Raw genomic sequence first — 25,175 nt, forward strand, 5'->3', positions numbered from 1 at the left:
TGCCCGCTGCACAGGAGCGCGTCATGAACGAAAGCGGATACCGGTCGGTGCCGCACACGGCGGACCTGCGCATCGAGGCGTGGGCACCCACCCGTGACGAGTGCATCGCGCAGGCGGTGCACGGCGCCGTCGCGAGCTTCGCGGAAACCTCCTCCGCCGGGCCGGTCCGGGTGCGCACCCGCCGGCTGACAGCCGACGGCGACGAGGACCTGCTCGTCGCGGTACTCGACGAGATCGTCTACCTGCTCGACGCGGCCGGGGAGGTCCCGGTCGATGTGGCCGTCGACTCCGGTGCCGGCACGGCGGAAGTGCGGTTCTCGATGGCCGACGTCGCCTCGGTCACACAGGTGGGTGCGGTCCCGAAGGCCGTGTCGCTGCACGGGCTGCGCCTCGAGCGCGGACCGGGAGGATGGTCGTGTTCGGTGACGCTGGATGTGTGAACCGGCGCCGCACACGCGGTCCCTGTTGCGGCGCGCCGCGCAGGCGACCGTGGGGGTGTTCCCGCCTGGGATCTTCCACTGTAGACGGCCGGAACTGCCGGCTGGGGCGGGCCCCGGACAGTCGGCGAGATGCGACGAGCGGTGGCGCTACATCGGCATGTTCATCATGGGCATCCCACCCATCTCGTGGAGCCACATCATCAGCTGGTGCAGCAGGGTGTGCGCTTGGTCCATCATGCCCATCATGTTCACGGCCGTGACCTTTCCTGGAGCCGAGTAGTCCTCGGGGAGGGATCGTCCCACTATCGCCCGCCGACGATCCCGATGTGCCGCCTCGAGTGCGAGATCCGGGATCTTCAACAGATCTTCACGGGATCTCGACCATCGGGGTCCCGGCACGGCAGGAGGAGGTGCGGTTGCCCGCTCGGAGGTCAGTCCGCAGCGATGAGGGGGGTGCCGCGGTCGGCCAGCCACTGCGCCGGGTCGGTCTTGGCGCCGGAGGGGTCTTCGACCTCGAAGTGCAAGTGGGGTCCGGTGGAGTTGCCGCGATCTCCGATGGTGGCGATCTTCTGCCCGGCTTCGACTCGTTGCCCGACCTTCACCAGGTTGGCGTTGTTGTGGCCGTAAGTGGTCACCGTGCCGTCGTCGTGCCGGATGCGTACCCACAACCCGTAACCCTGTGCCGGTCCGGCGCTGACGACCTCTCCGTCGGCGACGGCGACGATCGGTGCGACCATGGTGTTGGCGATGTCGATGCCTCCGTGTCCGCGCCCGTCACCGAAGGTGGAGGTGATCACCCCGGCGGTCGGGGCGACGGGCCGGCCGGTCCCACCCCAACGCCCGCCCTCGGCCGGGCGCGGCGGGGTAGGGCTTGCCGGTGCGGCGCCGGGGTCTTCCAGCCGGGTGGCGCCCTCGTTCCCGGGGGCCGTATCGGGTGCGCCCGCAGCCGGCGCATCGTCTTCCTCGGGTGGCGTCCCGGGCTCCGGTGCCGGGGGGCCGTGACGACCCGGTGCCGTAGGTGTACCGGGGTCGGCGGCCAACGCTGCCAGCAGACGCGGAGCGATGCTGTAATCCAGTCCGGCCAGTTCGGTGCGGCACACCGACAACAGGCTTGCCCCGGTGCCCTGGGCGCTCCATCGGGCCGCGCAGCCGGCCAGGGACTGCAGGGTGGCGACCGTGTCGTCGAGTGCGCCGTTGTCCCGGGCGGCGCGCACGCCGGCGGCGGCGATGTTCGCCACCGTCTGCCATCGAGCGGGATCGACCACCTGCCCGGCCGGGTCGGCTCCGGTGATGGTCAGCGCATCGGCCACGGACGCCGCCACCGGCTCCGGTGACAGATGCGTCGCTCCGGCCGTCGGGGCCGTGAGCAACGGACCGTCAGTCCCGCCGTCGACGCTCCCAGGATCAACGCGGCCCACCGGCCGCTGTGCGTGCGGTGCATGGCACTTCCTCCCGCCGCCTCACGAGAAATGTCCGATTGGAGAGGTATATGGGGGTTTGTCAAGGCGACACACCGTAACGCTAGTGCACTTTCATCACTTGTGTCTCTGTAATCGCATCCTCACCCACTGACCCAGCAGTGTCGGAGCGGGTGCCGAAACGGGGCGACGGGATGTACGGTCGGCCGGGTCGCCGGTGCTGCACTGCTACAGTCGGGAAGTTGTGACGGCCCGATCGACTTCTCCGCCCCTGCGGACCGCGGTCGCATTGGTCGTCCTCTACCTTCTCGGCTACACCCTGGTGCAGTGCGGTCTCACCGTGGCGGACGGCCATCATCACGACGATGTGCACGTGAGTGCGACCGCGCAACCCGGTGCGGAAACGGCGCCCGGGCATGCCCATGTCGATCACGACTCGTCCGGCCTCGATCCTCACCACGATCAACTGTTCCTCGGCCCTCGTGCGGACAACGCCGGGCGTCCGATCGCGGTGGTCACGGTGGTCGCGGTGGTGGTTACGGCCGCGATCGCCCGGCGGCACGCCCCGACCCTGTCGCGGGCCCCGCCACCGGCGCCCGCCCCGGCCCGCAGCGGCCGGGCGATCCTCGACGAACTCTGTATCAGCAGGTGCTGATCGGCAGCGGACCGGCCGCAGGGACCCCCTGTCGGCCCGTCTCGTGCTGCCCATCGCATCGTGCGCTCATTGCGCGCCACCACAGAGATGACTCGTCATGAACAGTGCTGTCTTCCCCGTTTCCACTCCGCCGCAATCGTCGGCTCGGCTGTTGACCTCTGCCCCGTGCTGCCCGGAGCCGACCACCATGGTCGGCAACACGCCGGTGCTGTGGATCGGTGAACCCTTCGCCGATGCCGGCGCCGGGTTCTGGGCCAAGCTCGAAGGGAACAACCCGGGCGGCATGAAGGACCGCCCCGCCCTGCACATGGTCGAACGCGCCCGCAGCCGGGGCGAGCTGGCCCCCGGGGCCCGCATCATCGAGTCGAGCAGCGGCACTCTCGGACTCGGCCTGGCGCTGGCCGGCATCGTCCACGGTCACCCGGTGACCGTGGTCACCGACCCCGGTCTCGAACCGATCATCCGTCGCATGCTCGCCGCCTATGGTGCCGACGTGGAGCTCGTCACCGAACCGCACCCGACCGGCGGATGGCAACAAGCCCGGCGGGACCGGGTGCGTCAGCTGCTCGAGGCCCACCCCGGCTCCTGGTGCCCGGATCAGTACAACAACCCCGACAACGTCGAGGCCTACCAGTCACTGGCCCTGGAACTGCTCGGCCAGCTCGGTCGCGTGGACATACTCGTCTGCTCGGTCGGTACCGGTGGGCATTCGGCCGGCATCGCCCGGGTGCTGCGCCAGTTCTGCCCCCAGTTGAAACTGGTGGGCGTCGACACCGTCGGCTCGGCCCTGTTCGGCCAGCCGGTCACCTCCCGCCTGATGCGCGGGTTGGGCTCGAGCATCCATCCGGGCAATATCGACTACGGCGCGTTCGACGAGGTGCACTGGGTCGCTCCGCGGGAAGCGGTGTGGTCGTGCCGCACCCTGGCCGCCACTCACCACGCCAGCGGGGGCTGGAGTGTGGGGGCGGTCGCCCTGGCCGCCGGCTGGCTCGCCCGCACCCACGCCCCCGACCTTCGGATCGCCGCGATCTTCCCCGACGGCCCCCAGCGGTACTTCGACACCGTCTACAACGACGACTTCTGCGCCGAGCACGGCCTGCTGGACGGACCGGCGCCGACCGAACCGATGACCATCGACCATCCCACCGACCGCGTCGTACGCTCGTGGACGCGGTGCGCCACCGTCGTCGACCCCGCGGAGTTGCGGTCGTGAAGGCGCTGATCACCCGATTCCGCAGTTTCGACCGCCCCAGCCAGGTGCTGATGGTCAACCAGTTCTCCATCAACGTCGGCTTCTACATGCTCATGCCGTACCTGGCGAGCTACCTGGCCGGACCGCTCGGATTGGCAGCCTGGGCCGTCGGGTTGGTGCTGGGGGTGCGCAACTTCTCCCAGCAGGGCATGTTCCTGGTGGGCGGCACCCTGGCCGACCGGCTGGGTTACAAGCCGCTCATCGTCGCCGGTTGCCTGCTACGGACCGCAGGGTTCGTGCTGCTCGCCGCCGTCGACTCGCTGCCGGCGGTGCTGGTGGCCGCAGCAGCCACCGGATTCGCCGGCGCGTTGTTCAACCCCGCGGTGCGGGCATACCTGGCCGCAGACGCCGGGCCCCGCCGCGTCGAGGCCTTCGCGGTGTTCAACGTCTTCTACCAGGCCGGGATCCTGCTCGGTCCGCTGGTCGGTCTGGCGTTGACCGCGGTGGACTTCCGGATCACCGCGCTGGTGGCAGCGGCGGTATTCGCGGCGCTGACGCTGACGCAGATCCGAGCGCTGCCGGCGCAGACCGTCGAGGCCACTACCCCTGCCGGACCCCGCCCCTCGATACTCGACGACTGGCGCACGGTGGTGACCAACAGGTCGTTCGTGCTGTTCGCGGCGGCGATGATCGGCTCGTACGTTCTCTCGTTCCAGGTGTATCTGGCCCTGCCGCTGCAGGCCGAGGTCGTCGCCCCGGACCAGGTATCGGCCACGGTGCTCGTGACCTCGCTGTTCGCGGTCTCCGGGCTGGTGGCGATCGCCGGGCAGCTACGTATCACTTCTTGGTGCGGCAACCGGTGGGGACCCGGACGCAGCCTGGCCGTCGGGATGGTGGTCATGGCGACCGCGTTCGTACCCGTAGCGGTGTTCTCTTCCCCCACTGGGACCGGCTGGGCGATGGCCGCGGGGGCGTTGGTGCTGTCGGCGGTGATCCTCTCCGTCGGTACGGCGGCGGTGTTCCCGTTCGAGATGGACACCGTCGTCGCACTCTCCGGGAACCGGCTTGTGGCCACCCACTACGGGTTCTACAACACCGTCGTCGGGGTCGGCATCCTGCTGGGCAACCTCGGCACCGGGGCGGTGTTCGGGTGGGCCGCCGACGCCGGCCTGGAATGGCTGATCTGGGTGCTGCTCACCGCGATCGGGATCGGGTGCGCGGCAGCGCTGTTTCTGCTCCACCGCACCGGCCGGCTCACCGCGCCACCCCCGACGCCGACCGACGAGCAGGTCTCGGCCTCGGCATGATGCCCCCGCCGGCACCCTTTCGTCCGGCCCGAAGAGAGGAATCCCCGTATGTCTGTGTCCCGCCTGCCGGGCGCCGTGTCGGCAATTGCCGCAGCCGCCTTGCTCGTGGCAGGGTGCTCGTCCCCCGACACCCGGAGCGCGGCGACCGCACCTCCCGGCGCTGTCGTCGCACCGCACGTTGCGTTGTCCCCGACGCTCGATCACGTGCACGGGCTGACCGTCGATTCCGCCGGCACTATCCTGGCCGGCACCCACAGCGGACTGGTCGCTCTCGCGCCGTCCGGCACCACCACCGAGGTCGGCACCTCCGACGACGACTTGATGGGGCTGGCCGGGGTGCCCGGCAGCGACGTCCTGGTCGCCTCGGGCCACCCGGGGCCGTCGAACCCCGGTCCGAACCCGCTGGGACTGCGCCGTAGCGACGACGGCGGGCGCACCTGGACCGATCGGTCCCTGGTCGGAGAGGTGGACTTTCATGCTCTGGCCACGGACGGCACGGTGGTGGTCGGTTTCGACGGCACCCGCGGGATCCGGGTATCCACCGACGCCGGCACCACCTGGAGCGCCGGTGCTCCCGTGGCGGCTGCGGCCCTGGCGCTGACCCCGGCCACGGTGTGGGCGATCACGCCGGCCGGGCTCGAGCGCAGCACCGACCTGGCACACACCTTCACCCCGGTCGAGGACACACCCGCCCTCGTGCTGCTCACCGGCACCGGCGACGGACTGTGGGGCATCGACACCGACGGCTACGCCTGGCGCAGCCGGGACGGAGCCGCCTGGGAGCAGCGGGTCTTCGTCGGGGCGGTGGAGGCGCTGACCGCCACAGGGTTCGACACCGCCTACGCCGCTACCGCCGAGGCCTTGTACACCCTGACCTGACGCGACCGGCCGCGCTGCGGCCCAGCAAACCGGTAAGGCCCGGCACACGTGTGTGCCGGGCCTTGCCGTGTCGGTCCCGCGAGCTCACCGACTCTCTCGTGATCACAACGAGGACAGGATGTTCTCCATCGTCGCGATCTCCTGCTGCTGGGTCTCGGCGATGGTGCGGGCCATGGCCACCGCCTCGGGATTCTGCCCGGTATCGATCTCGGTCTGCGCCATTTCGATCGCGCCGCGGTGATGTTCGATCATCTGGGTCAGGAACAGGCGGGAGGCGTCGACGCCTTCCGCGTTCTGCAGCGCGGCCATGTCTTCGGCCGACATCATTCCGCTCATGCCGCCGCCCATCTGTCCGCCGCCGGGCATGGGGGTGGACTGCATGGGCATGTCGTGACCGGGCATCTCCATGCCGGGTGACGACATGGGCATGTTCGGTGTGGTCATCGGCATGCTGGTCGTGCCCATGGGCATGGTGGGCTGCCCCCAGTCGGCGAGCCAGCTCTGCAGCTGTTCGATCTCCGGACCCTGGGCGGCCTTGATCTGCTGGGCGAGTTCGGTGACCCGTGGGTCGATGCCCTCCTTGGCCAGGATGACATCGCTCATCTCGATGGCTTGGCTGTGGTGCGGAATCATCTGTTGGGCGAAGGTCACGTCGGCTTGGTTGTGGTCGGCGGCAGCCTCGGCGGAGGCACTCGCGGTCGCCGTCGCCGACGGGCTCGCCTGCGAGGCCTGATCGTTGCCGGAGTCGCTGCAGGCGGCCAGGGTGAGCGCCGCGGCAACTGCCACCGCGCCGGTGGCCAGGGACTTCTTCCTCACAAGCACATTCCTTTCCGTTGTGTACGCGCACCGGCAGGCCCCGCGGTGGCGATATCGCAAGCATCCCCTCACAGGGGAGGCGGCAAACCCGGTCCCGTTACGGGCCCCTCGTCGGGACGCGGACCACTGCGGGCGCCGGCGCTGCAGACCGGCCGGTGAGCCGGTGCACCTTGTTCGGATCCGAGCCTGGCAGCTGCACCCGGTGGCAGCCCGGACCATTCTGTGAAGATTTCCTGAAGAACTCCACCCGGGCGTCCGAGCGGCCGTCACCGGAGTTCTTGAGCAGATCTTCACGAAAACGACGGAGAAGAACGCACCCGGGCCGGGCACCGTGGACAGCGCAGAACCGGGATCGCGCCGCTGAGCACGGGACCGGCACTGTGGGCCCTGTGCGGGGGCCGGACAGTCGGTGCACGGGCACCGACCGAGGAAGGGTGGTTGACGATGATGTTCTGGTACGGCGACGGCATGAGCGGTTGGGGTTATGTGCTCATGACAGTCGGGATGGTGGCGTTCTGGGCCCTGGTGATCGTCGGAATCGTGATGCTGGTGCGCGCCGCGGCTCCCCGGTCGACACCGCCCCCGTCGGGCTATGCCCCGACGCCGGAAGAGGTCGTAGCCATGCGCTTCGCCCGGGGCGAGATCGACGAGGACGAATACCGGCGCCGTCTCGACGCCTTGCACACCCATCGTCCGGACCCGAAAGCGTGACCCCTGCAATCGGATTCGATCGCTCCGCCCACGTCCGCTGCGCAGGGACCGGAAGCGGCGGTGTCAGCGACGGTAGTGGCGACCGGTGGAGTCGTCGGTGACCAGGCGGTACAGCACATAGACCGAGAACCAGACGATCAGCACGGCCACCAGCACGAGCGCGATCTCGTATACGAGGACCACACCACCGATTCTACCGCCACGCCGGCCCACCCGACTTCTCGTCGGTGCCCACTGATGCACCGGCACCCCGAAAAGGATCAGCGGCCCGAAAAGGATCAGCGGCGCGGACTGGTGGGAATCGGCTCCGGCGCCGGGCGCGGGGCCGGCTGCTCCTGCGGTGGGGACGGCAGTTGCAGCCGCTTGAGCATCAGCGCGTTGACCGCGACGATCAGACTCGAGCCGGACATCGACAGCGCCGCGATCTCCGGGCGGAGCACCAGTCCGAAGGCGGGTTCGAACACGCCGGCGGCGATCGGCAGCGCAATGGTGTTGTAACCGATCGCCCAACCGAGATTCTGCCGCATCTTGCGCAAGGTGCCGCGGCCGATGCGCAGCGCGATCGGCACATCCAGCGGGTCCGAACGCATCAGCACCAGGTCGGCGGTTTCGATCGCGACATCGGTGCCGGCACCGATGGCAATGCCCAGATCCGCCTGCGCAAGAGCCGGGGCATCGTTGACACCGTCGCCGACCATCGCGACCTTCTTCCCGCCGCGTTGCAGTTCGGCGATCTTGTCGGCCTTGTCACCGGGCAGCACCTCGGCGATGACGGTGTCGATGCCCAACTGCCCGGCGATACGCCGGGCCGTGGCCTCGTTGTCGCCGGAGAGCATGACCACCTCGATGCCGAGATCGTGCAGCGACGCCACCGCCTCGGCCGAGGTCTCCCGGGCGGCGTCGGCCAGGGCGACCACCCCGACGCCGCGGCCGTCGACCGCCACGAGCACCGCGGTACGCCCGGTCGAGGCCAGCTGGTCGCGCCGGTCCGTCAACGCGCCGAAGTCGACGTTCTCGGCCACCATCAGCTTGCGGTTGCCCACGGCCACCCGCCGGCCCGCCACCTCGGCGACCGCGCCGTGACCGGGCACGTTGCGGAAGTGCCCCAACGACACCTCTGGAATGTCACGGGCGGTCGCGTAGCGCACGATCGCCCCCGCCAGGGGATGCTCCGATTCGCGTTCGACCGCGGTCACCAAGGCCAGCATCTCGTCCTCCGGCAGCCCGTCGGCCACGACGTCGGTGACCTCCGGCTCGCCCTTGGTCAAGGTGCCGGTCTTGTCCATCACGACCGTGTCGATCCGCGCCGAGGTCTCGAGGGCGGTGGCGTTCTTGAACAGCACGCCGCGCTTGGCGCCCAGGCCGGTGCCGACCATGATCGCCGTCGGGGTGGCCAGCCCCAGCGCGTCGGGGCAGGTGATCACCACGACGGTGATCGCGAACAGCAGCGCCCTCTGCACGTCACCGTCGACGAGCCACCACACCAGGAAGGTGCTCACCCCGCCGATCAGGGCGACCAAGACCAGCCAGAACGCGGCCCGATCGGCCAGGCGCTGACCGGGCGCCTTCGAGTTCTGCGCCTCCTGCACCAGGGCGACGATCTGGGCGAGGGCCGTGTCGGAGCCGACCTTGGTCGCCCGGACCCGCAGGGTGCCGGTGGTGTTGATCGACGCACCGATCACCTCCGCGCCTTCGGCCTTGGTCACCGGCAGGGACTCACCGGTGACCATCGACTCGTCGACCTCGGAGCTGCCCTCGACGACGACACCGTCGACCGGGATCTTCGCCCCCGGCCGGATCAGCAGCAGATCCCCGACCACGACCTCGGCGGTGGGGACCTCCACCGGCTCACCGCCGCGCAGCACCACCGCCTTCGGGGGCGCGAGTTCGAGCAGGGTGCGGATGGCATCGTTGGCGCCGCCGCGAGCACGCATCTCGAACCAGTGCCCGAGCAACACGAAACTCGCCAGCACGGAAGCGGCCTCGTAGAACACCTCGCCGCCGCCGGTCAGGGTCACGCCCACGCTGTAGAGCCAGCCGGCGCCGATGGCGACGGCGACGAGCACCATCATGTCCAGGGTCCGGGCCTTCAGAGCCCGGTAGGCGCCGTCGAAGAAGATCCAGGACGAATAGAAGATCACCGGCAGGCTCAGCACCAGGGCGAACACGTCGTCGCGCAACCCGAAAGGCGCCGGCGTCGTGAAACCGAACATGTCGCGGCCCATCGGCGACCACAACATGATCGGAATCGACAGCGCCAGCGCCACCAGGAACCGGTTGCGCATGTCCCGAACCATCGCATCCATCGACATCCCCGCATGCCCGCCGTGACCCATCATCTCCTGGGCGGAGCGGGTGCCGTGCTCGGCGTGGGGGCGGTGCTCCTTCCCGGCAGGTCCCTGTTGTTCGACGTGGCTGTGCGCCGCCGGGTGCGGGGGATGTGCGGGTGCGCCGGGGCCGGGAGCCGGTTCGCTCATCGGGTCGCACACGTGCTCGGGCACCGACCGTCCGGCGCAGTGATAGCCGCAGTCCCGCACCCACCCCGACAGCTCCACCACCGACGTGCGGTCGGAGTCGTAGGTGACAGTGGCGGTCTGATTCACCGCATTCGCCTCCACCGCGGACACCCCCGGTCGGCGCAGCAAGGTGGATTCGATGGCCGACGTCGACGTCGCCCAGTGCAGGCCGCCTACTTCCAGAACGGTGGTTCGGTTCATACGATCCGGTCCCTCCCTCTCATGGCCGGGCACGCAATGCCCGCCCTCTGCGCGGTGCGATGCTCCGATACCGCTACCGATGGTCGGCACCGATACACGCTCGTCGCCGACCGTGTCCGAGTCTGCTCGGCCCCGCCGTGGCATCTTCTGGCGGTTGGATGAAGATTCGTTGAAGAACTCCGGGTCTCGGGTCAGGGTCCGTGTTCGTCCGAATGCTCTCGCTCGGCCCCCTCGTCGGTGCCGTGACCGGGGGTGGTCGACGTGGGAAGCGGTAACTGGGTGCGGCTGCCGGCCACCGCAGGCGAGCGGGGAGAGAAACTGACCCCGTTGGGCCGCTCGCCCACCGGCACGGTCGCCACCACGGACAGGCTGGGCAGATCGACCACGGACACCGTGTCGTCGTAAGTGTTCGTCACCCACGCCCGCGTACCCGAGGGATCGATCACCACCCCGTGCGGACCGGCGCCGGTGCCGACCGCCCCGCGGATCGTCATCTCGGCTGTATCGATCACCGAGAGGGTGCTCCCGGGCTGCTGCCGGGTGCCCTGGTCTGCGGAGACCACGGTCTTCTCGTCCGGGGACAGGTACAGCTGCACGGGCGCGGCCGGCACCGGAGCGGCACCCACGACCAGGCGGGCAGCGAGATCCACCTTGACCACCGCGGCCGGCTCGGTGGTCCCGGCGTAGGCGAACCGTCCGTCGCCGGTGACCGCGACCTGAGCCGGGGCGGCGCCGACGGGTACCGCCCCGATGGCCCGATCGGCGGCCGGGTCGATCACGTGCACCACGCCGGCTGCGGTGTCGGCGACCACGATCACCGAGCCGCCGGCCGCGGGCCGCAGACCGTGCGGCATCCCGCCGAGCTCGATTCGCCCTGCCGGCTGCAGTCCGGGGGTCGCGAACACCGAGACCGTGCCGTTCCCCGCATCGGTGACGTACACCTTGCCGTTGGGTGCGTCGATCACGTGTGCCGGCGCTGCACCGGTGGGCGCGACGGCGCGCACCGCATAGGTGGCGGGATCGATCTCGATCACCCGGTCGTCACCGCTGACGGTGTACACGGTCGCACCGTCGCGCCCGACCTGAACATTGTGCGGGGAGTCCACCCCGGTCACGGTCGTCACCACCTCGTCGGTGGCCGCGTCCAGGACCGTGAGGCTGTTGCCGTCCTCGTCGGCGACCCACACCGACCCGGTCACAGGCCCGGGCGGGCCGGAGGTGGCCGCCGTCGAGGCCGGACCCGGGGTGGGACCGCTTTCCTCGGAACACCCTGCCAGCGCCACCGCCGTGAGAAAGACCGTGGCGGTCACCGCACTCCGGCGCCGACGTCGGGACCGAAGAGACGGTCGGGACGCAACCGGCTCACCGATGACGTTCACCTTGCACCTCCGGCAGCAGTTCGGGGACGGTCAATGGCGGTGACTGCCGGCTGAGGCCATCATCATCGCCATCATCGCCACGCAGACGACCGCGAACACGAGCCCGCCGACGCTCACATTTCCGGTCACTACCAGCACCCCGGCAATGATCAACATCGGTACGCAGCAGACGAGCATCATCCAGCGGTGACGGATCCGTCCCCCGGTGCCCGCCGGTTCCGTCGGGGGGTCGGAGGCCACCGATTCCCTGGGACGCCAGTCGTGTGCGTTCGTCTCGTTCATCGCGATTCCGTCCTCGACGACGTCGGCACGCAGCTGAACTCGTGGTACAGCGGCCAGTGTCCGATCGCTGCGGTGACCGGCAGGTCCACCCCGGCCGCCGGCGGCAGCACCGCCGGCACGACGGTCCATCCGGTGGCGCCGCCGAGGAACATCCGCCCCACGCGTTCGACTCCGGTGATGTTCACTCCCGGCGCGTCGACCATCTCGCCTCCTCGGATCGGCGATGTGCGGGTGGAAGTACCACGCCCACCGATGACTCTTCCGGTCCCGGTACGTGTTTCGGCTGGCGGTTCCGTGAAGATCGGTTGAAGATTCGGAGGTGGGCATCGCAGGTGGCCCGGACCCGTACCGGCCGATCCTGCGGTGCCAGTTGCTCAACCGCCGTGGTGTTCGCCGTGGTCGGCCGGAACGGTGGAGGTCGGCACCGGACTCGGTCCCGGCGCCGGATCGGGATCCGAGCGGCCGGTCAGGGCCGGTCCGATCACGAACGCCGACAACGCGAACATCACCGCGAACACCACCAGGGCGATCGTTGGGGCCTTCCAGGTGGCGAACCGCCGATACAGTCGGCGCAGCAACGGAATCGAGAGCACCACCCCGAGGGCGAAGAACAACAGGTTGCCCCCGGCTCCGGTGACCAGCGCGGCGCCGGCGATCAGGCCCACGTGATGCAGCACGTGCGGCACGAGCCCCATCACCGCGCCGAGGGTCGCGGACACGGCGTTCCAGGCTGCGGCCAGCGGACGCTTGTGTGACGGCAGGGCCGCCGAGGGGATACTCGTGGCTTCGGCGGTGCCGGGACGGTCACCGGGAGGAGTTGTCATACGCAGGCTCCGTTGTCTCCAGGCGCTTCTTCAGGCGCGGTAGGACAGGGTCGTCATCATCCCGGCTTCCTGGTGGTAGGCGTTGTGGCAGTGCAGGGCCCACTGGCCGGGGTTGTCGGCGTCGAACTCGATCTCCACGGTCTGCATCGGGCGCACCGTCACGGTGTCCTTGCGGGCTCCGCCGTCGACCAGGGCGAAGGTGTGGCCGTGCAGGTGCATCGGATGGAACATGTCGGACATGTTCCGCAGCCGCATCCGCACCCGTTGTCCCTCGGCGACGGTCAGCGGCGCGGCGTCGGGGAAGGTGGCGCCGTTGAGCATCCACCGGTACGGCATCATCGTGCCGCCCATGTCGACGCTCAGGTAGTTGTCGTGGGAGCGTCGGGGCAGGCGAACCTGCTCGGCCGGGGACAGGTCGGTACCGAGCAGCACCAGTCGATCCAGCTCGTCGGGCCGGGTATCGGTGGTGGCTGTCCCGGCGGCGGTGCGCACAACGGCCACCGCATGACCGGGTTTGCCTTCGGCGTCGGCGAAGAGCGGGAACACCCCGTCGGCGAGGGTGACCAGCACATCCAACCGTTCGCCCATGCCGAGCAACACCGCGTCGGTGTCGACCGGTGTCACAGGAAAGGCGTCGCTGTGGGTGACGGTCATCGCATGTCCGCCGAGCCCGACGCGAAAGGCGGTGTCCGAGGCGGCATTGACCAGCCGGATCCGCACCCGCTGTCCCGGCGCGGCGGTCAAGGTCACCGGGTCGACAGGGGTGCGGCCGTTGAGCAGGTAGTACGGGTAGTTCACATCGCCGGCGCCGCCGAGCAGGTCCGAGCGCATGCTCTCTGCACCCATCATCGAGCCCATGTCGCCCATCGCGCCGTGGTCCATCATCGAGCCCATCCCACCCGTGCGGGGGGCGGGCCGGCCGGGGGCCGGCATGCCGAGCTCGCGGGCGACATCCTCGGGGGTTCGACCGGTGCCGTCGACCCAGTCGTCGAGCACGACGACCCATTCGTCGTCGTAACCGCCTGGCTCGGCCGGATCGTCGATCACCACCACTCCGTACAGTCCGCGGTCGAGTTGCAGCCCGCTGTGCGAGTGGTAGAAGTAGGTGCCTGGGTGCGGGGCGGTGAATTCGTACGTGAACGACTCCCCGGCCGTGATGGGCTGCTGCGTGAGTCCCGGGACCCCGTCCATGTCGTTGCTCATCGCGATGCCGTGGAAGTGGATGCTGGTGTCGACGTCGAGCCGATTGTCGACCTGCACTCGCAGCAGATCTCCGGCTCCGGCTCGCAGCAGCGGACCGGGCAACGAGTCACCGTATCCCCAGGTCGACACCACCGCACCGCCGAGTTCGACCTGCACCGGCCGCGCTGTCACCTGCGCGGCGACCACCGTCTGCCCTGCGGTACGGCGCTGGGCCTCGAGCCGGCGCACCACCTCGGCACTCGGCCCGACCGGATCTCCCGCCACACCGGGGCGGGCGCAGCCGGTCAGCCCACCGAGGGCCATCGCCCCGGCGGCTGCGGACGCACCGAGCAGAAACGAACGGCGGGACATCTGCATCACACGATCTCCTGGATCGACTGGCGACGACAACGCACGACACGGGGTCGGCGCCACTCACGGTTGGGGACGCAGGGCCCGACGCCGGGCCCGGTACTCCTCGGCGTCGATCTCGCCCCGGGCGAACCGGTCGTCGAGGACGCGCAGTGGATCCCCCGATGTCGGGCGCGGTGGCTTACCGGTGCGGAACACTGCGGCGATGCCGAAGACCACCAGGGCCCAGAAACCGATCATCACCAGCCCCATGACCATCCAGCCGGCCCAGCCCATCGCACCCGTACCCCACATCACGGCTGCTCCCTTCTCGAAAGTCTCGCATCCGAGTCTGGGTGCGTTACCCGACGCCGGGGGTGGGGGTTCGATGAAGGTTCGCTGAAGAACGTCGCCACCAGCCTGCTGCGACGGCCACGATAGGACCATGGCCTCCGGTTCCGATCAGCTCGTCCCTGTACCCGCCGCGACCGCACCGGGCCCCCCGACCGGTCTGCGGGCGCTGGTCGTCGAAGACGAAATGGCGCTGGCCACGGTGGTAGGCACCTACCTCGAACGCGCCGGCTTCGAGATCACGCTCGTACACGACGGGCTCGCTGCCGTCGAGCGTGCCCGCCAGGTCGATCCGGATGTCGTGGTGCTCGATCTGGGGTTGCCGCGTCTGGACGGGATCGAGGTGTGCCGGCAGCTGCGCACGTTCTCCGATGCCTATGTCGTGATGCTCACCGCCCGCGCCGACGAGATCGACACCCTCGTGGGGCTCTCGGTCGGCGCCGACGACTACATGACCAAACCCTTCAGCCCCCGCGAACTCATCGCCCGCATCCAGGCAATGCTGCGTCGCCCCCGGCCCTCGACCGGCGACAGCATTGCGTCTGCGTCGTCCGGCGCCGACACCGGCCGCCGTACCTTCGGATCATTGACCCTCGATGCCGCCGGACGCGAGGTGTGGGTCGACGGCGTCCCGATCGCATTGACCCGCACCGAATTCGACATCCTCGCTGCGCTGTCGGCGCACCCCCACGTCGTGTTCACCCGGGCGCAGCTCATCACCGCGGTGTGGGGGCCGAGCTGGGTCGGTGACGAACACCTGGTCGACGTGCACATCGGGCATCTGCGTCGCAAGCTCGGTGACGACGCCACCCGCGGGGTGTTCGTCCGCACCGTGCGTGGGGTCGGATACCGCATGGGAGCCGGGCAATGACGACCCCACCCGCGGCCGCAGGACGGAGGTCCGGGCGTCGCAGTGCAGGCTTCGGCAGCCGACTACTGGCCGCGCAAGCGATCGTCGTCGTCGGCGGCGCAATCAGCGCCTGGCTGGTGGCCGCCGCCGTCGCCCCGGGACTGTTCCACAATCACCTCCAGCAGGCCGGTATCGAGCACGTCTCGACCGAGGCGGCGCACGTCGAGGAGGCGTTCACTTCGGCGATGATCATCTCGTTGGCCATCGCGCTGGTGGTCTCGGCGCTGATGGCGCTGGCGGTGAGCTGGTATTTCACCCGCAGGGTGCAGCGCTCGGTCACCGGCGTGGCCACCTCGGCCACCGAGATCGCCGGCGGCCACTACGACGTGCGTCTGCCCGGCCCCGGTCTCGGCCACGAGTTCGACCAGCTCGCCGAAACATTCAACAAGCTCGCCGATCGGCTGGACTCGGTGGAAACCACCCGGCGGCGCATGCTCTCGGATCTCGCGCACGAGATGCGCACCCCGCTGGCCACACTCGATGCCCACATCGAGGCCCTCGAAGACGGCATCCGGGTTCCCGACGCCGAGACCCTCGCGGTCCTACGGTCGAGCACTGCCCGGCTCGGACGGCTTGCCGAGGACATGGGCGCCGTCTCCCGTGCCGAAGAAGGCCGGCTGTCCGTCACGCCCGCGCGCACCGACACCCGCTCCCTCGTCGACGCCGCCGTCCGCGTCGCCGCCGACCGCTACGCCGCCAAGGGCGTTGCGCTTGTCGAAGACGTCGAGCACCCCGACGCGGTCACGGCCGACCCGGATCGGATCGGGCAGGTGCTGGGCAATCTGCTCGACAACGCCCTGCGGCACACGCCGACCGGGGGCACGGTCACCCTCGCCGCCACCACCGTCGACAGCGACGTCGAGATCACCGTTACAGACACCGGCGACGGCATCGCCCCCGAACACCTGAGACACCTGTTCGACCGGTTCTACCGTGCCGACCCCTCCCGTCGCCGGCAAGAAGGGGGCAGCGGCATCGGGTTGACCATCGCCCGCGCCCTGGTCGAGGCCCACGGCGGTACGCTGACCGCCTCCAGCGGCGGACCCGGAACCGGCGCCCGATTCACCGTGCGCCTGCCCGCCACCGCCGCCGCAGGTGCCCGCAGCACCGCGCGCACCATCCCTGCCCGCGGTACCGCGCAGGCCGGCACCAGCGGACGGGGGCGGCGATGAGGAAGCTCTCGCTCGACGCGCTCGCCCGGCACCTGGCCGCGCATGCCGCCACCGCATCCAGCGGTCGAAGTGCCGAAACCGTTTACGGTGGGCACGACCATGTGCTGCGGCAGACTCTGATGGTGTTGCAGGCCGGGCAGTCCACGGCCGAGCACGTCGGTCCCGGTGAGGCAACGGTGTACATCCTGCGCGGGCGGTTGCGGGTCGTCGCCGACCAGGCGAGCTGGGACGGGCGCGGCGGGGACCTGATCGCCCTGCCCCGCACCCGGCACCGGATCGACGCCGTCGCCGACACGGTCGCGCTGCTCACCGTTGCCAGCTACTGACCTGCCGGGTGGTTCAGAGCCCGGCGCCGGGCCGCGGTGTGCTTGCCGGGGCCCGGCGGAACAACCAGGCCGCCACCGCGGTGAGCCCGACCAGCCACCCCAACGCGGCCAGCAGCGGGCCGGCGGTGTCGAAGCTGTCGGTCAGCCCGCCGTCGAGGATCATCCGGGTCGCGCCGTAGCCGGGCAGCAGCTGCGCCCACTGCGGCGGCTGCGGACGAAGCATCGGACTCTGCCCGATCCCCAGATCCAGGAAGGGCACCAAGAACGCGATGAACACGCCGCCGACCCGCCCGAACAGCGGCCCGAGGCACACGCCCACCAGCCCGTAGGTCCATGCCAGCAGTAGATTCCCGGCCGCGTACAGGCCCCACTGACGGGCATCGAACACCGCGGCGGTGACCAGCAACGACGAGGCGGTCACCACCATCGCCGCCACCGCGATCACCGTCAACCGGACCGCCAGCAGCACCCCGGCGCCGAAGCCGGCCAGCGACAGTCGCCGATCACCGCTGCGCGCATCGAGCACCACGAACAACCCGGCCAGCGCCGACAGCGACGCAATCGCGATCGGAGTCATGGTCCCGGCATGCACGTCCGGCAGCCAGAACACCTCCGTCACCGCCTGTCCGTCCTCGACCAGGGAGAACATTCCGAACTCGGGGACGGTCATCGCCTTCGACAAGGCGATGAACACGATCGGCACCACCACCAGCAGCACCCACAGCACCGGATTGCGGCGCCAGTCCCGCAATCCCATGGTCAGACCGACCGAGAACCGGTCCGCCCGCCCACCCCGGCCGGTGCGCTTGCGGTGCCCGTGCAATCCCCCGACGGTGGCGGTGACCACCATCGCCCCGAGCAGCAGCGCCCCGGCCATCCACACCAGTGCCCATCCCAGGTCCCCGACCTTCCCGCCGTGTCGGGAAGGCACATCCACCATCCACAGCGTCACGAAGTGGGTGGGAAATCCGCGGGTGGCCACCCGCTGCGCCGAGCCGATCGCCGGCCCGAAGAACACGTCGACGATCCAAACGAACAGGATCAGCACGGTGCCGTTGACCGGGTTGCGCACCAGTGCCCCGACCATCGCCCCGATGGCCAGATAGATCACCGCGAACATCATCGTGCCCACCGTCACCCGCACCGGAGCATCGATTCCGACCCGCACCGCCAGCGCCAGCAACGCCACCGCCGAGACCAGCACCGCCAACACCACTCCGGTACCGAGCCGGGCCAGCACCAGCCGCCGTGCCGTCAGGCCCGCCGACACCAGTCGACGGTCCGCCGCGCGGGCGGCATTGATCTGGAAGTACATCGCGATCCCGGCCAGGAAACCCGCCGCCCACCCGGCCGTCGCCGTTTCCACCGCCGGGCCGCTCGCACCCCCGAGCAGCCGGGCCGCATCGGCCATCGCGCCGGCCGCAACGATCACGAACACCACCGGCACAACCACCAGCACCAGCAGATTCACCGGGTTGCGGGCGTAGTCGGCCAGGAACCGGCCGCTCAGCGCCCGGACATCGTCGACCGCGGACCGCGCGGTGGGGGTGAGGATCATCGCGGCACCGTCCGCCCCTCCCGCAGATCGACGATGCGATCGAACCGTTGCTCGTCCGCCACGAAATGACTGATGATCAGCACCGAGCGACCCGCCTGCTGACGCTGCGCCACGATCTCCCAGAACCGCAGATAGGTGTCCCAGTCGAACCCGGCATACGGCTCGTCCAGCAACAACACCTCCGGATCGGCCAGCAGCGCCAGCCCCAGGTTCAGTTTCGCCAGCGTCCCGCCGGACAACCGGTCGGCACGGGTACCGGCGTAGCGGTCGAACCCCAACGCGGTGTACAGGCGGCCGCGGGAGAGGTGCGCGGCCTCCGGACTCATCCGGTACGCCCGTCCGAACAACTCGAAGTGCTCGTCGCAGGTGAGCCGGTCGTAGACCACCGGCTGCTGCGGGCAATAGCCCAGTCGCCGCGGACGACGCACACTGCCGGCATCGGCCCGCAGATCCCCGACGAGAATCTTCATCAGCGTCGATTTGCCCGAGCCGTTCTCCCCCACCAACCCCACCACCTCGCCGGGGTGCAACTCCAGTTCCGCCCCGCGCAGCACCGCGGTGCGGTGCCGCCGCGGCCACCAGCCACGACCGAAACTCTTCTCGACCCCCTCTGCCGTCAGCAGCGGGGCCTGGGTCGAACCACCCGATCCACCTACGGATTCCGCAGAACCAGCTTCGGGTGCAGACATCTCTCACCTCGGAGGCATGCGCGCGCCACCGGCGCCTTCTCCGACCGCGGTTGCGGCGGGTTCACCCACCGTAGGTGTCCACTTCTGTAGTCGGGCACGAAATCCCGTGAAGATCTGTTGAAGAAGCTCATCCGATACCGGTGCTGCCCACCGCTACCGGCTGGCGCCGAGCCGGGAATCCGACTCGGTCCGCTACGCAGGTGGGCTGCGACAAAGCTTCGCTAGGGCAGCAGGCCCTGCCGACGGGCCTCGACGACGGCCTCGTGCCGGCTGCCCACCTCGAGCTTGCCCATCAGGTTGCGCATGTAGCTCTTGACGGTCTCCACGCTCAGCGCCAGCCGCTCGGCGATCTCGGCGTTGCGGCACCCGAGCGCCACGTACGCCAGCACGTCCCGCTCCCGCGCCGACAGCCGCACCGCCGGTGCCGCGTTCCCACCGGTCAGCGTCCGCAGCTTCTCCTCGACCTCCCGCAGGCGCGCTTCGATCGCCGGGTCGGACGTCTGTGCCGCGATCTCCCGCAGGGCCAGGTAGCTCTCGGTGATGCCCTCCGACACCGCCGCGGACACGACCGGCGGGGCCGCGGCGCGGGCGTTGTCGAGGAGGGCGACCCGCCGGTCCACCTCGTCACGGATCTCGATTTCGCGGGCGAGGGTGCGGGCCGACCGCAGCACCTGCTCGACGACGACGTCGCCGATGGGCAGGTTGGTGCGCAGGCCGCCGTACAGGGCGGCGCGGGTGCGGCGGCGCACCACCACCGGCACGGCGAGCAGCGACTCGATGCCCTCACCCGCGACCTCACGGTCGTACTCGTGGGAGATCTGGCGGGAGTTGAAGTAGTCCGACACCGCGCCGGGCCGCTGCTCGGCGACCACCTTGCCGCCGAGCCCGCACTCGGAGCTGATCACCAGGTCGCGGAGGATGCCGCTGCGCGTGCCGACGAACCCGGACAGGAGCATGTCCCCGCCGTGCACGGTGCCGCCGAACAGCACGGGCATCCCCGTGGAGGTCTGCAGCCGGCGCAGCTCGGCGCGCAGCGCGTCCTCGTCGCTCGGCCGCAGCTGCGCGTGCCGGCCCGGCCGCGTCGGCGCAGCAGTCGACGTCCCGAGCTTCTCCGACACAGAACTCACCGGAACCACCTCCGAGACCACGAATACCCACTTCGGAGGGTAGCGGGGGATCTCCCGTGACCCATAACCTCCACCCGTTCCGGTGTTGCAGCGATCACAATGGCGTACACCGACCGAGTGCCGAAGTTCCGGAGGTATCCGTGTCCACCCCGTCGTCCACCCTCACGTCCAGCTCCGCCGCCCGAACGGCGAACCACACCCCGCTCAGCCCGCTGCGGTTCCTCGAACGATCGTCGTCCGTGTTCCCGGATCGCACCGCGATCATCCACGGCGACCGCCGCTACACGTACGCGCAGTTCGCCGACGAGGCACAGCGCTTCGCACGGGTTCTGCGCAGCCGCATCCAGCCCGGCGACCGGGTGGCGTTCCTGGCGCCGAACGTGCCGGAACTTCTCATCGCGCACTTCGCGGTGCCGCTCGCCGGTGGCGTGCTCATCGCGCTGAACTCCCGGCTGGCCGGACCCGAGCTCGAGTACATCCTCGGTCACGCCGAAGCGTCGCTGCTGTTCGTCGACTCGGAGTTCGTCGGCTCGGTCGCGGGCGTCGCGGACAGCGTGCCGTCGCTGACCGAGGTCGTGGAGGTGCCGGATTCGACGGTTCCGTACCCGGACGTTCCGGCCGGGATCGTCACCGCCCGGTACGACGAGTTCCTCGCCGCCGCCGACGGCCTCGACGACACCCCGCTGCACTGGGGCGTCGACGACGAGGAACAGGTCATCACCCTGAACTACACGTCGGGCACCACCGGCAAGCCGAAGGGCGTGATGTACACGCATCGCGGCGCGTATCTCAATTCCTTCGGCGAGACGTTCCACAACGCGTTCGACGGGAAGACGCAGTACCTGTGGACCCTGCCGATGTTCCACTGCAACGGGTGGTGCACGCCGTGGGCGGTGACGGCGGCGGGCGGGACGCACATCTGCCTGCGCGCCGTGCGGGCCGACGCCATATGGGACGCAATCGACAACCTCGGGGTCACCAACCTGTGCGGCGCTCCGGCGGTGTGCTCGACCATCGCCGAAGCCCCGCAGGCCCACCGGTTGGACCGGCCGCTGCGGATCACCACGGCGGGCGCGCCGCCGTCGCCGACGGTGATCGCACAGCTCGAGAAGATCGGCGTGACCGTGGTGCACGTGTACGGCCTGACCGAGGTCTACGGGCCGTACACGATCTGCGAGTACCAGGACTCGTGGGACGACAAGCCCGCCGAGGAACGCGCGGCGCTGCTGTCGCGTCAGGGCGTGGGCATGCTGCAGGCGGAGAACGCGCGGGTCGTCGACGCGAACATGAACGACGTGCCCGCCGACGGGCAGACGATGGGCGAGATCGTGCTGCGCGGCAACAACGTCATGGCGGGCTACTTCAAGGATCCGGAAGCCACGGCGAAGGCGTTCGAGGGCGGCTGGTTCCACACCGGCGACCTGGGCGTGATGTACCCGGACGGCTACATCCAGCTCAAGGACCGCGCGAAGGACATCATCATCTCCGGGGGCGAGAACATCTCCACCGTGGAGGTCGAGCAGGCCATCGTGAGCCACCCGGCCGTGCTGGACGTCGCGGTGGTGGGCGTGCCCGACGAGAAGTGGGGCGAGCGGCCCAAGGCGTTCGTGATCCTGAAGAAGGACGAGACCGTCACGGCCGAGGAACTCATCTCCTACACCCGCACGTTGCTCGCCGGGTACAAGGTGCCGCGGGAGATCGTGTTCCCGCTGGATCTGCCGCGCACGCCGACCGGCAAGATCCTCAAGTTCGAGCTGCGGGCCGCGCACTCGCCGCAGGCCTGAGGCCGGCCGCGGCGCAAGGATCGGCGGCGCGGCCGTTTCGACTTCGATGCGGCGGATTGGATACTGACAACCATGGCACTCGGTCCCGACTCCACCCGCCGCATCGACGCGACCGGCCCCGATCCCGCCCAGTTCCGGGTGCACGTGGTGACGCAGGCGATCCGCCTGTTCTCCGAGTACGGCTACGAGTCGACCACCGTCGAGCAGATCGCGTCGGCCGCGGGGGTCTCGCGCCGGACCTTCTTCCGGCAGTTCCGCTCGAAGGAGGACGTGATCTTCGCCGATCACGAGTCGCTGCTCGAGCAGGTCGCGCGGTACCTGTCGGGGCATTTCGCGGATCCGTGGGCGGCCACCGCCGAGGCCGCGGAGCTGGTGTTCGGGCACTTCCGGGACAAGCGGGAGCTTGCGGTGTGGCGGTACCGGGTGGTGCAGCGGGTGCCCGCGCTGCGTGAGCGGGAGCTGGTCACGACGTACCGCTACGAGCGGCTGTTCACCGACTACCTGCGTTCCGCCGTGCCGTCGGAGTCGGGGGTGCGGATCGTCAGCTTCGCGGCCGCGATGACCGCGACGCACAACTTCCTGCTGCGCGCGATGATCCGCGGCGACGAGTCCGCGACGGCGGAGGAACTGCGCCGCGCGCTGCTCGAGGTGCGACGGTCGTTCGGTGTCGCACCGGGACAGGGCGGGGCCCCCGATGCCGCGCACGCCACCGGCGAGCGGGCGATCACGGTCGTGACCTATCCGCCGGGTACCCCGCCTGCGGAGGTCGCCCGTCGGGTGCAGGCGCAGCTCGAGGGGACACCGGACTGACGTCGCGGGGGACAACCGACCAGCACAGCCATTGACTTGGCACTGAGTGCCGTGCTTCACTTGATGCAATTTCATGACGTCGCGCGCCCTACGTCCGCTAGGGTGAAGGCGACACCAACTCAGATACTGGCACTGCGTGCCGATAGGAGTCCGCCGTCATGGCCTTCAACCCGGAGTTCGGTCTGTTCAAGCTGAACGAGGAGCACGACGAGCTTCGCGCCGCGATCCGCGCGCTGGCCGAGAAGGAGATCGCGCCCTTCGCCAAGGACGTCGACGAGAACTCCCGCTTCCCGCAGGAGGCGCTCGACGCCCTCAACAAGTCCGGCCTGAACGCGATCCACGTCCCCACGGAGTACGGCGGCGACGGCGCCGACTCCGTCGCCACCTGCATCGTCATCGAGGAGGTCGCGCGCGTCTGCGGTTCGTCCTCGCTGATCCCGGCCGTGAACAAGCTCGGCACCATGGGCCTGATCCTGTCCGGCTCCGAGGAGCTCAAGCAGAAGGTCCTGCCCGACCTGGTCAAGGGCGAGATGGCGTCGTACGCGCTGTCCGAGCGGGAGGCCGGCTCCGACGCCGCGGGCATGCGTACCCGTGCCAAGGCCGACGGCGACGACTGGATCCTCAACGGCTCGAAGTGCTGGATCACCAACGGCGGCAAGTCCAGCTGGTACACCGTCATGGCCGTGACCGACCCCGACAAGGGCGCCAACGGCATCTCCGCCTTCATGGTCCACAAGGACGACGAGGGCTTCGTGGTCGGTCCCAAGGAGAAGAAGCTCGGCATCAAGGGCTCCCCGACCGCCGAGCTGTACTTCGAGAACTGCCGCATCCCCGGCGACCGCATCATCGGCGAGCCCGGCACCGGCTTCAAGACCGCCCTCGCCACGCTGGACCACACCCGGCCCACCATCGGTGCGCAGGCCGTGGGCCTGGCCCAGGGCGCGCTCGACGCCGCGATCGCCTACACCAAGGACCGCAAGCAGTTCGGCAAGCCGATCTCCGACTTCCAGGGCGTGCAGTTCATGCTCGCCGACATGGCCATGAAGGTCGAGGCCGCACGCCTGATGGTGTACACCTCGGCGGCACGCGCCGAGCGCGGCGAGCCGAACCTCGGCTTCATCTCCTCCGCCGCCAAGTGCTTCGCGTCCGACGTCGCGATGGAGGTCACCACCGACGCCGTGCAGTTGTTCGGCGGCGCCGGATACACCACCGACTTCCCGGTCGAGCGCATGATGCGCGACGCCAAGATCACCCAGATCTACGAGGGCACCAACCAGATCCAGCGGGTCGTCATGTCCCGCGCGCTGCTGCGCTGACCCCGCGGCAGTAAGTTCACCCTGGTCCAACCTTCGTAACGAGGAGAATCCCCCGTGGCAGTGGAATTGATCGGCGTGGTCGGTGGCGGCACGATGGGTGCCGGCATCGCCGAGGTGTGCGCCAAGGCCGGCAGCGACGTCATCGTGCTCGAGACCAGCGAGGAATTCGCCGAGGCGGCACGCAAGCGTGTCGCCGGCTCGATCGGCAAGGGCGTCGCCCGCGGCAAGATCACGCAGGAGGAGGCCGACGCCGCCGTCGCGCGGGTCCGCGTCACCACCGACGTCACCGATCTCGCCGACCGTGATCTCGTCATCGAGGCGGCGCCCGAGATCGAGTCGCTCAAGGTCGACATCTTCACCAAGCTCGACGCGGTCGTGAAGCCGTCCGGCATCCTGGCGACCAACACCTCGTCGCTGCCGGTGATCAAGATGGCCCAGGCGACGTCGCGTCCGGGTCAGGTCGTGGGTGTGCACTTCTTCAACCCGGTGCCGGTGATGCCGCTGGTGGAGATCATCTCGGCGCTGACCACCGAGGAGGAGACGGCGAACGCCGTCTTCGACTACGTCAAGAACACCCTCGGCAAGACGACGGTCCGCGCCGGCGACCGCGCAGGCTTCATCGTCAACGCGCTGCTGATCCCCTACCTCACCTCCGCCGTGCGGATGCTCGAGTCGGGCTATGCGACGAAGGAAGACATCGACGCCGCGATGAAGGGCGGCTGCGGCTACCCGATGGGTCCGCTCACCCTCATCGACACCGTCGGCCTCGACGTCACGCTCAACGCCGCCCAGTCGCTGTACGACGAGTTCGCCGAGCCGCACTACGCGCCGCCGGCGCTGCTGCGCCGCATGGTCGACGCCGGCCGTCTCGGCCGCAAGACCGGCCAGGGCTTCTACAGCTACAACTGAGCCTCACACCGCGGACCCCCGTCGAGTTCTCGGCGGGGGTCCGTGCCGTCGTCGTCCCCGCGCGGGGTGG

The 25,175-nt window shown here is 69.7% G+C and carries 24 protein-coding genes and 1 pseudogene; 13 read left to right on the top strand and 12 right to left on the bottom strand.

Annotated elements, in window-relative coordinates; translation table 11 throughout:
- Nucleotides 1–23 precede the first annotated feature (23 nt).
- Nucleotides 24–440, top strand: coding sequence for an archease (locus tag QNA09_RS20540; protein WP_010593667.1), 417 nt, complete (start codon nucleotides 24–26; stop codon nucleotides 438–440).
- Between the two features lie 431 nt (nucleotides 441–871).
- Here the strand turns inward: QNA09_RS20540 and QNA09_RS20545 are convergent.
- A pseudogene (locus QNA09_RS20545) lies at nucleotides 872–1,881 on the bottom strand (M23 family metallopeptidase).
- 221 nt (nucleotides 1,882–2,102) lie between these two features.
- Here QNA09_RS20545 and QNA09_RS20550 point away from each other — a divergent pair.
- The 4 genes from QNA09_RS20550 (at nucleotide 2,103) to QNA09_RS20565 (ending at nucleotide 5,891) form a co-directional block, all read left to right on the top strand.
- Nucleotides 2,103–2,513, top strand: coding sequence for a hypothetical protein (locus QNA09_RS20550; protein ID WP_228287122.1), 411 nt, complete (start codon nucleotides 2,103–2,105; stop codon nucleotides 2,511–2,513).
- Nucleotides 2,514–2,610: 97 nt separating this feature from the next.
- A complete protein-coding gene (locus QNA09_RS20555) occupies nucleotides 2,611–3,726 on the top strand; it encodes a PLP-dependent cysteine synthase family protein (RefSeq protein WP_026137770.1) in 1,116 nt (371 codons plus the stop codon).
- An 8-nt stretch (nucleotides 3,727–3,734) separates the two neighbouring features.
- Nucleotides 3,735–5,012, top strand: coding sequence for an MFS transporter (locus QNA09_RS20560; RefSeq protein ID WP_228287229.1), 1,278 nt, complete (start codon nucleotides 3,735–3,737; stop codon nucleotides 5,010–5,012).
- A 48-nt stretch (nucleotides 5,013–5,060) separates the two neighbouring features.
- Nucleotides 5,061–5,891 carry a F510_1955 family glycosylhydrolase gene (locus tag QNA09_RS20565; protein ID WP_010593672.1) on the top strand — a complete coding sequence of 277 codons (831 nt, stop codon included), beginning with the start codon at nucleotides 5,061–5,063 and terminating at the stop codon, nucleotides 5,889–5,891.
- A gap of 102 nt (nucleotides 5,892–5,993) precedes the next feature.
- Here the strand turns inward: QNA09_RS20565 and QNA09_RS20570 are convergent, their stop codons facing one another.
- A complete protein-coding gene (locus QNA09_RS20570; RefSeq protein WP_017680803.1) occupies nucleotides 5,994–6,707 on the bottom strand; it encodes a DUF305 domain-containing protein in 714 nt (237 codons plus the stop codon).
- Between the two features lie 444 nt (nucleotides 6,708–7,151).
- On the opposite strand from QNA09_RS20570, the gene QNA09_RS20575 reads away from it, so the two are divergent.
- Nucleotides 7,152–7,418, top strand: a complete 267-nt coding sequence (locus QNA09_RS20575) for an SHOCT domain-containing protein (protein ID WP_010593674.1) — start codon at nucleotides 7,152–7,154, stop codon at nucleotides 7,416–7,418.
- Between the two features lie 278 nt (nucleotides 7,419–7,696).
- On the opposite strand, the gene QNA09_RS20580 is transcribed toward QNA09_RS20575, so the two are convergent.
- The 7 genes from QNA09_RS20580 to QNA09_RS20610 form a co-directional block, all read right to left on the bottom strand.
- On the bottom strand, nucleotides 7,697–10,135 hold the full coding sequence (locus tag QNA09_RS20580) for a cation-translocating P-type ATPase (protein WP_010593676.1): 2,439 nt from the start codon (nucleotides 10,133–10,135) through the stop codon (nucleotides 7,697–7,699).
- A gap of 191 nt (nucleotides 10,136–10,326) precedes the next feature.
- A complete protein-coding gene (locus QNA09_RS20585; RefSeq protein ID WP_010593677.1) occupies nucleotides 10,327–11,445 on the bottom strand; it encodes a hypothetical protein in 1,119 nt (372 codons plus the stop codon).
- A 99-nt stretch (nucleotides 11,446–11,544) separates the two neighbouring features.
- Nucleotides 11,545–11,796: a hypothetical protein gene (locus QNA09_RS20590; RefSeq protein WP_010593678.1), complete on the bottom strand. Its 252-nt coding sequence runs from the start codon at nucleotides 11,794–11,796 to the stop codon at nucleotides 11,545–11,547.
- Nucleotides 11,793–11,999 (bottom strand): DUF2892 domain-containing protein, encoded by a 207-nt coding sequence (locus tag QNA09_RS20595; protein ID WP_010593679.1) that lies wholly within the window; start codon nucleotides 11,997–11,999, stop codon nucleotides 11,793–11,795. The genes QNA09_RS20590 and QNA09_RS20595 overlap by 4 nt, the downstream gene beginning before the upstream one ends.
- A 171-nt stretch (nucleotides 12,000–12,170) precedes the next feature.
- Nucleotides 12,171–12,620 carry a hypothetical protein gene (locus tag QNA09_RS20600; RefSeq protein WP_010593680.1) on the bottom strand — a complete coding sequence of 150 codons (450 nt, stop codon included), beginning with the start codon at nucleotides 12,618–12,620 and terminating at the stop codon, nucleotides 12,171–12,173.
- Nucleotides 12,621–12,650: 30 nt separating this feature from the next.
- Entirely contained in the window at nucleotides 12,651–14,180 is a 1,530-nt protein-coding gene (locus tag QNA09_RS20605; RefSeq protein WP_010593681.1) for a multicopper oxidase family protein, read from the bottom strand.
- 57 nt (nucleotides 14,181–14,237) lie between these two features.
- Complete coding sequence (locus QNA09_RS20610) at nucleotides 14,238–14,468, bottom strand: SHOCT domain-containing protein (protein ID WP_010593682.1); 231 nt, start codon at nucleotides 14,466–14,468, stop codon at nucleotides 14,238–14,240.
- Between the two features lie 205 nt (nucleotides 14,469–14,673).
- On the opposite strand from QNA09_RS20610, the gene QNA09_RS20615 reads away from it, so the two are divergent.
- From QNA09_RS20615 to QNA09_RS20625, 3 genes are read left to right on the top strand one after another with little or no spacing between them, the layout of a single operon-like run.
- Nucleotides 14,674–15,375: a response regulator transcription factor gene (locus QNA09_RS20615; protein WP_026137774.1), complete on the top strand. Its 702-nt coding sequence runs from the start codon at nucleotides 14,674–14,676 to the stop codon at nucleotides 15,373–15,375.
- Nucleotides 15,372–16,586 carry a cell wall metabolism sensor histidine kinase WalK gene (locus QNA09_RS20620; RefSeq protein WP_010593684.1) on the top strand — a complete coding sequence of 405 codons (1,215 nt, stop codon included), beginning with the start codon at nucleotides 15,372–15,374 and terminating at the stop codon, nucleotides 16,584–16,586. Before QNA09_RS20615 ends, QNA09_RS20620 begins: the two co-directional genes overlap by 4 nt.
- Nucleotides 16,583–16,912: a cupin domain-containing protein gene (locus QNA09_RS20625; protein ID WP_010593685.1), complete on the top strand. Its 330-nt coding sequence runs from the start codon at nucleotides 16,583–16,585 to the stop codon at nucleotides 16,910–16,912. Before QNA09_RS20620 ends, QNA09_RS20625 begins: the two co-directional genes overlap by 4 nt.
- Before the next feature lie 13 nt (nucleotides 16,913–16,925).
- On the opposite strand, the gene QNA09_RS20630 is transcribed toward QNA09_RS20625, so the two are convergent.
- From QNA09_RS20630 to QNA09_RS20640, 3 genes are all read right to left on the bottom strand, one after another.
- Complete coding sequence (locus QNA09_RS20630; protein ID WP_010593686.1) at nucleotides 16,926–18,470, bottom strand: ABC transporter permease; 1,545 nt, start codon at nucleotides 18,468–18,470, stop codon at nucleotides 16,926–16,928.
- Nucleotides 18,467–19,159 (bottom strand): ATP-binding cassette domain-containing protein, encoded by a 693-nt coding sequence (locus QNA09_RS20635; protein WP_228287123.1) that lies wholly within the window; start codon nucleotides 19,157–19,159, stop codon nucleotides 18,467–18,469. The genes QNA09_RS20630 and QNA09_RS20635 overlap by 4 nt, the downstream gene beginning before the upstream one ends.
- A gap of 221 nt (nucleotides 19,160–19,380) precedes the next feature.
- Complete coding sequence (locus tag QNA09_RS20640; protein WP_010593688.1) at nucleotides 19,381–20,277, bottom strand: LuxR C-terminal-related transcriptional regulator; 897 nt, start codon at nucleotides 20,275–20,277, stop codon at nucleotides 19,381–19,383.
- Nucleotides 20,278–20,426: 149 nt separating this feature from the next.
- On the opposite strand from QNA09_RS20640, the gene QNA09_RS20645 reads away from it, so the two are divergent.
- The 4 genes from QNA09_RS20645 (at nucleotide 20,427) to QNA09_RS20660 (ending at nucleotide 25,105) form a co-directional block, all read left to right on the top strand.
- Nucleotides 20,427–22,070 (top strand): acyl--CoA ligase family protein, encoded by a 1,644-nt coding sequence (locus QNA09_RS20645; RefSeq protein WP_010593689.1) that lies wholly within the window; start codon nucleotides 20,427–20,429, stop codon nucleotides 22,068–22,070.
- A 72-nt stretch (nucleotides 22,071–22,142) separates the two neighbouring features.
- Nucleotides 22,143–22,880 (top strand): TetR family transcriptional regulator, encoded by a 738-nt coding sequence (locus tag QNA09_RS20650; protein ID WP_010593690.1) that lies wholly within the window; start codon nucleotides 22,143–22,145, stop codon nucleotides 22,878–22,880.
- 158 nt (nucleotides 22,881–23,038) lie between these two features.
- Nucleotides 23,039–24,196 (top strand): acyl-CoA dehydrogenase, encoded by a 1,158-nt coding sequence (locus tag QNA09_RS20655; protein WP_010593691.1) that lies wholly within the window; start codon nucleotides 23,039–23,041, stop codon nucleotides 24,194–24,196.
- A gap of 60 nt (nucleotides 24,197–24,256) precedes the next feature.
- Entirely contained in the window at nucleotides 24,257–25,105 is an 849-nt protein-coding gene (locus tag QNA09_RS20660) for a 3-hydroxybutyryl-CoA dehydrogenase (RefSeq protein WP_010593692.1), read from the top strand.
- Nucleotides 25,106–25,175: the final 70 nt, after the last annotated feature.

This window comes from Rhodococcus sp. AH-ZY2 (assembly GCF_030916465.1).
Taxonomy (GTDB): Bacteria; Actinomycetota; Actinomycetes; order Mycobacteriales; family Mycobacteriaceae; genus Rhodococcus; species Rhodococcus ruber.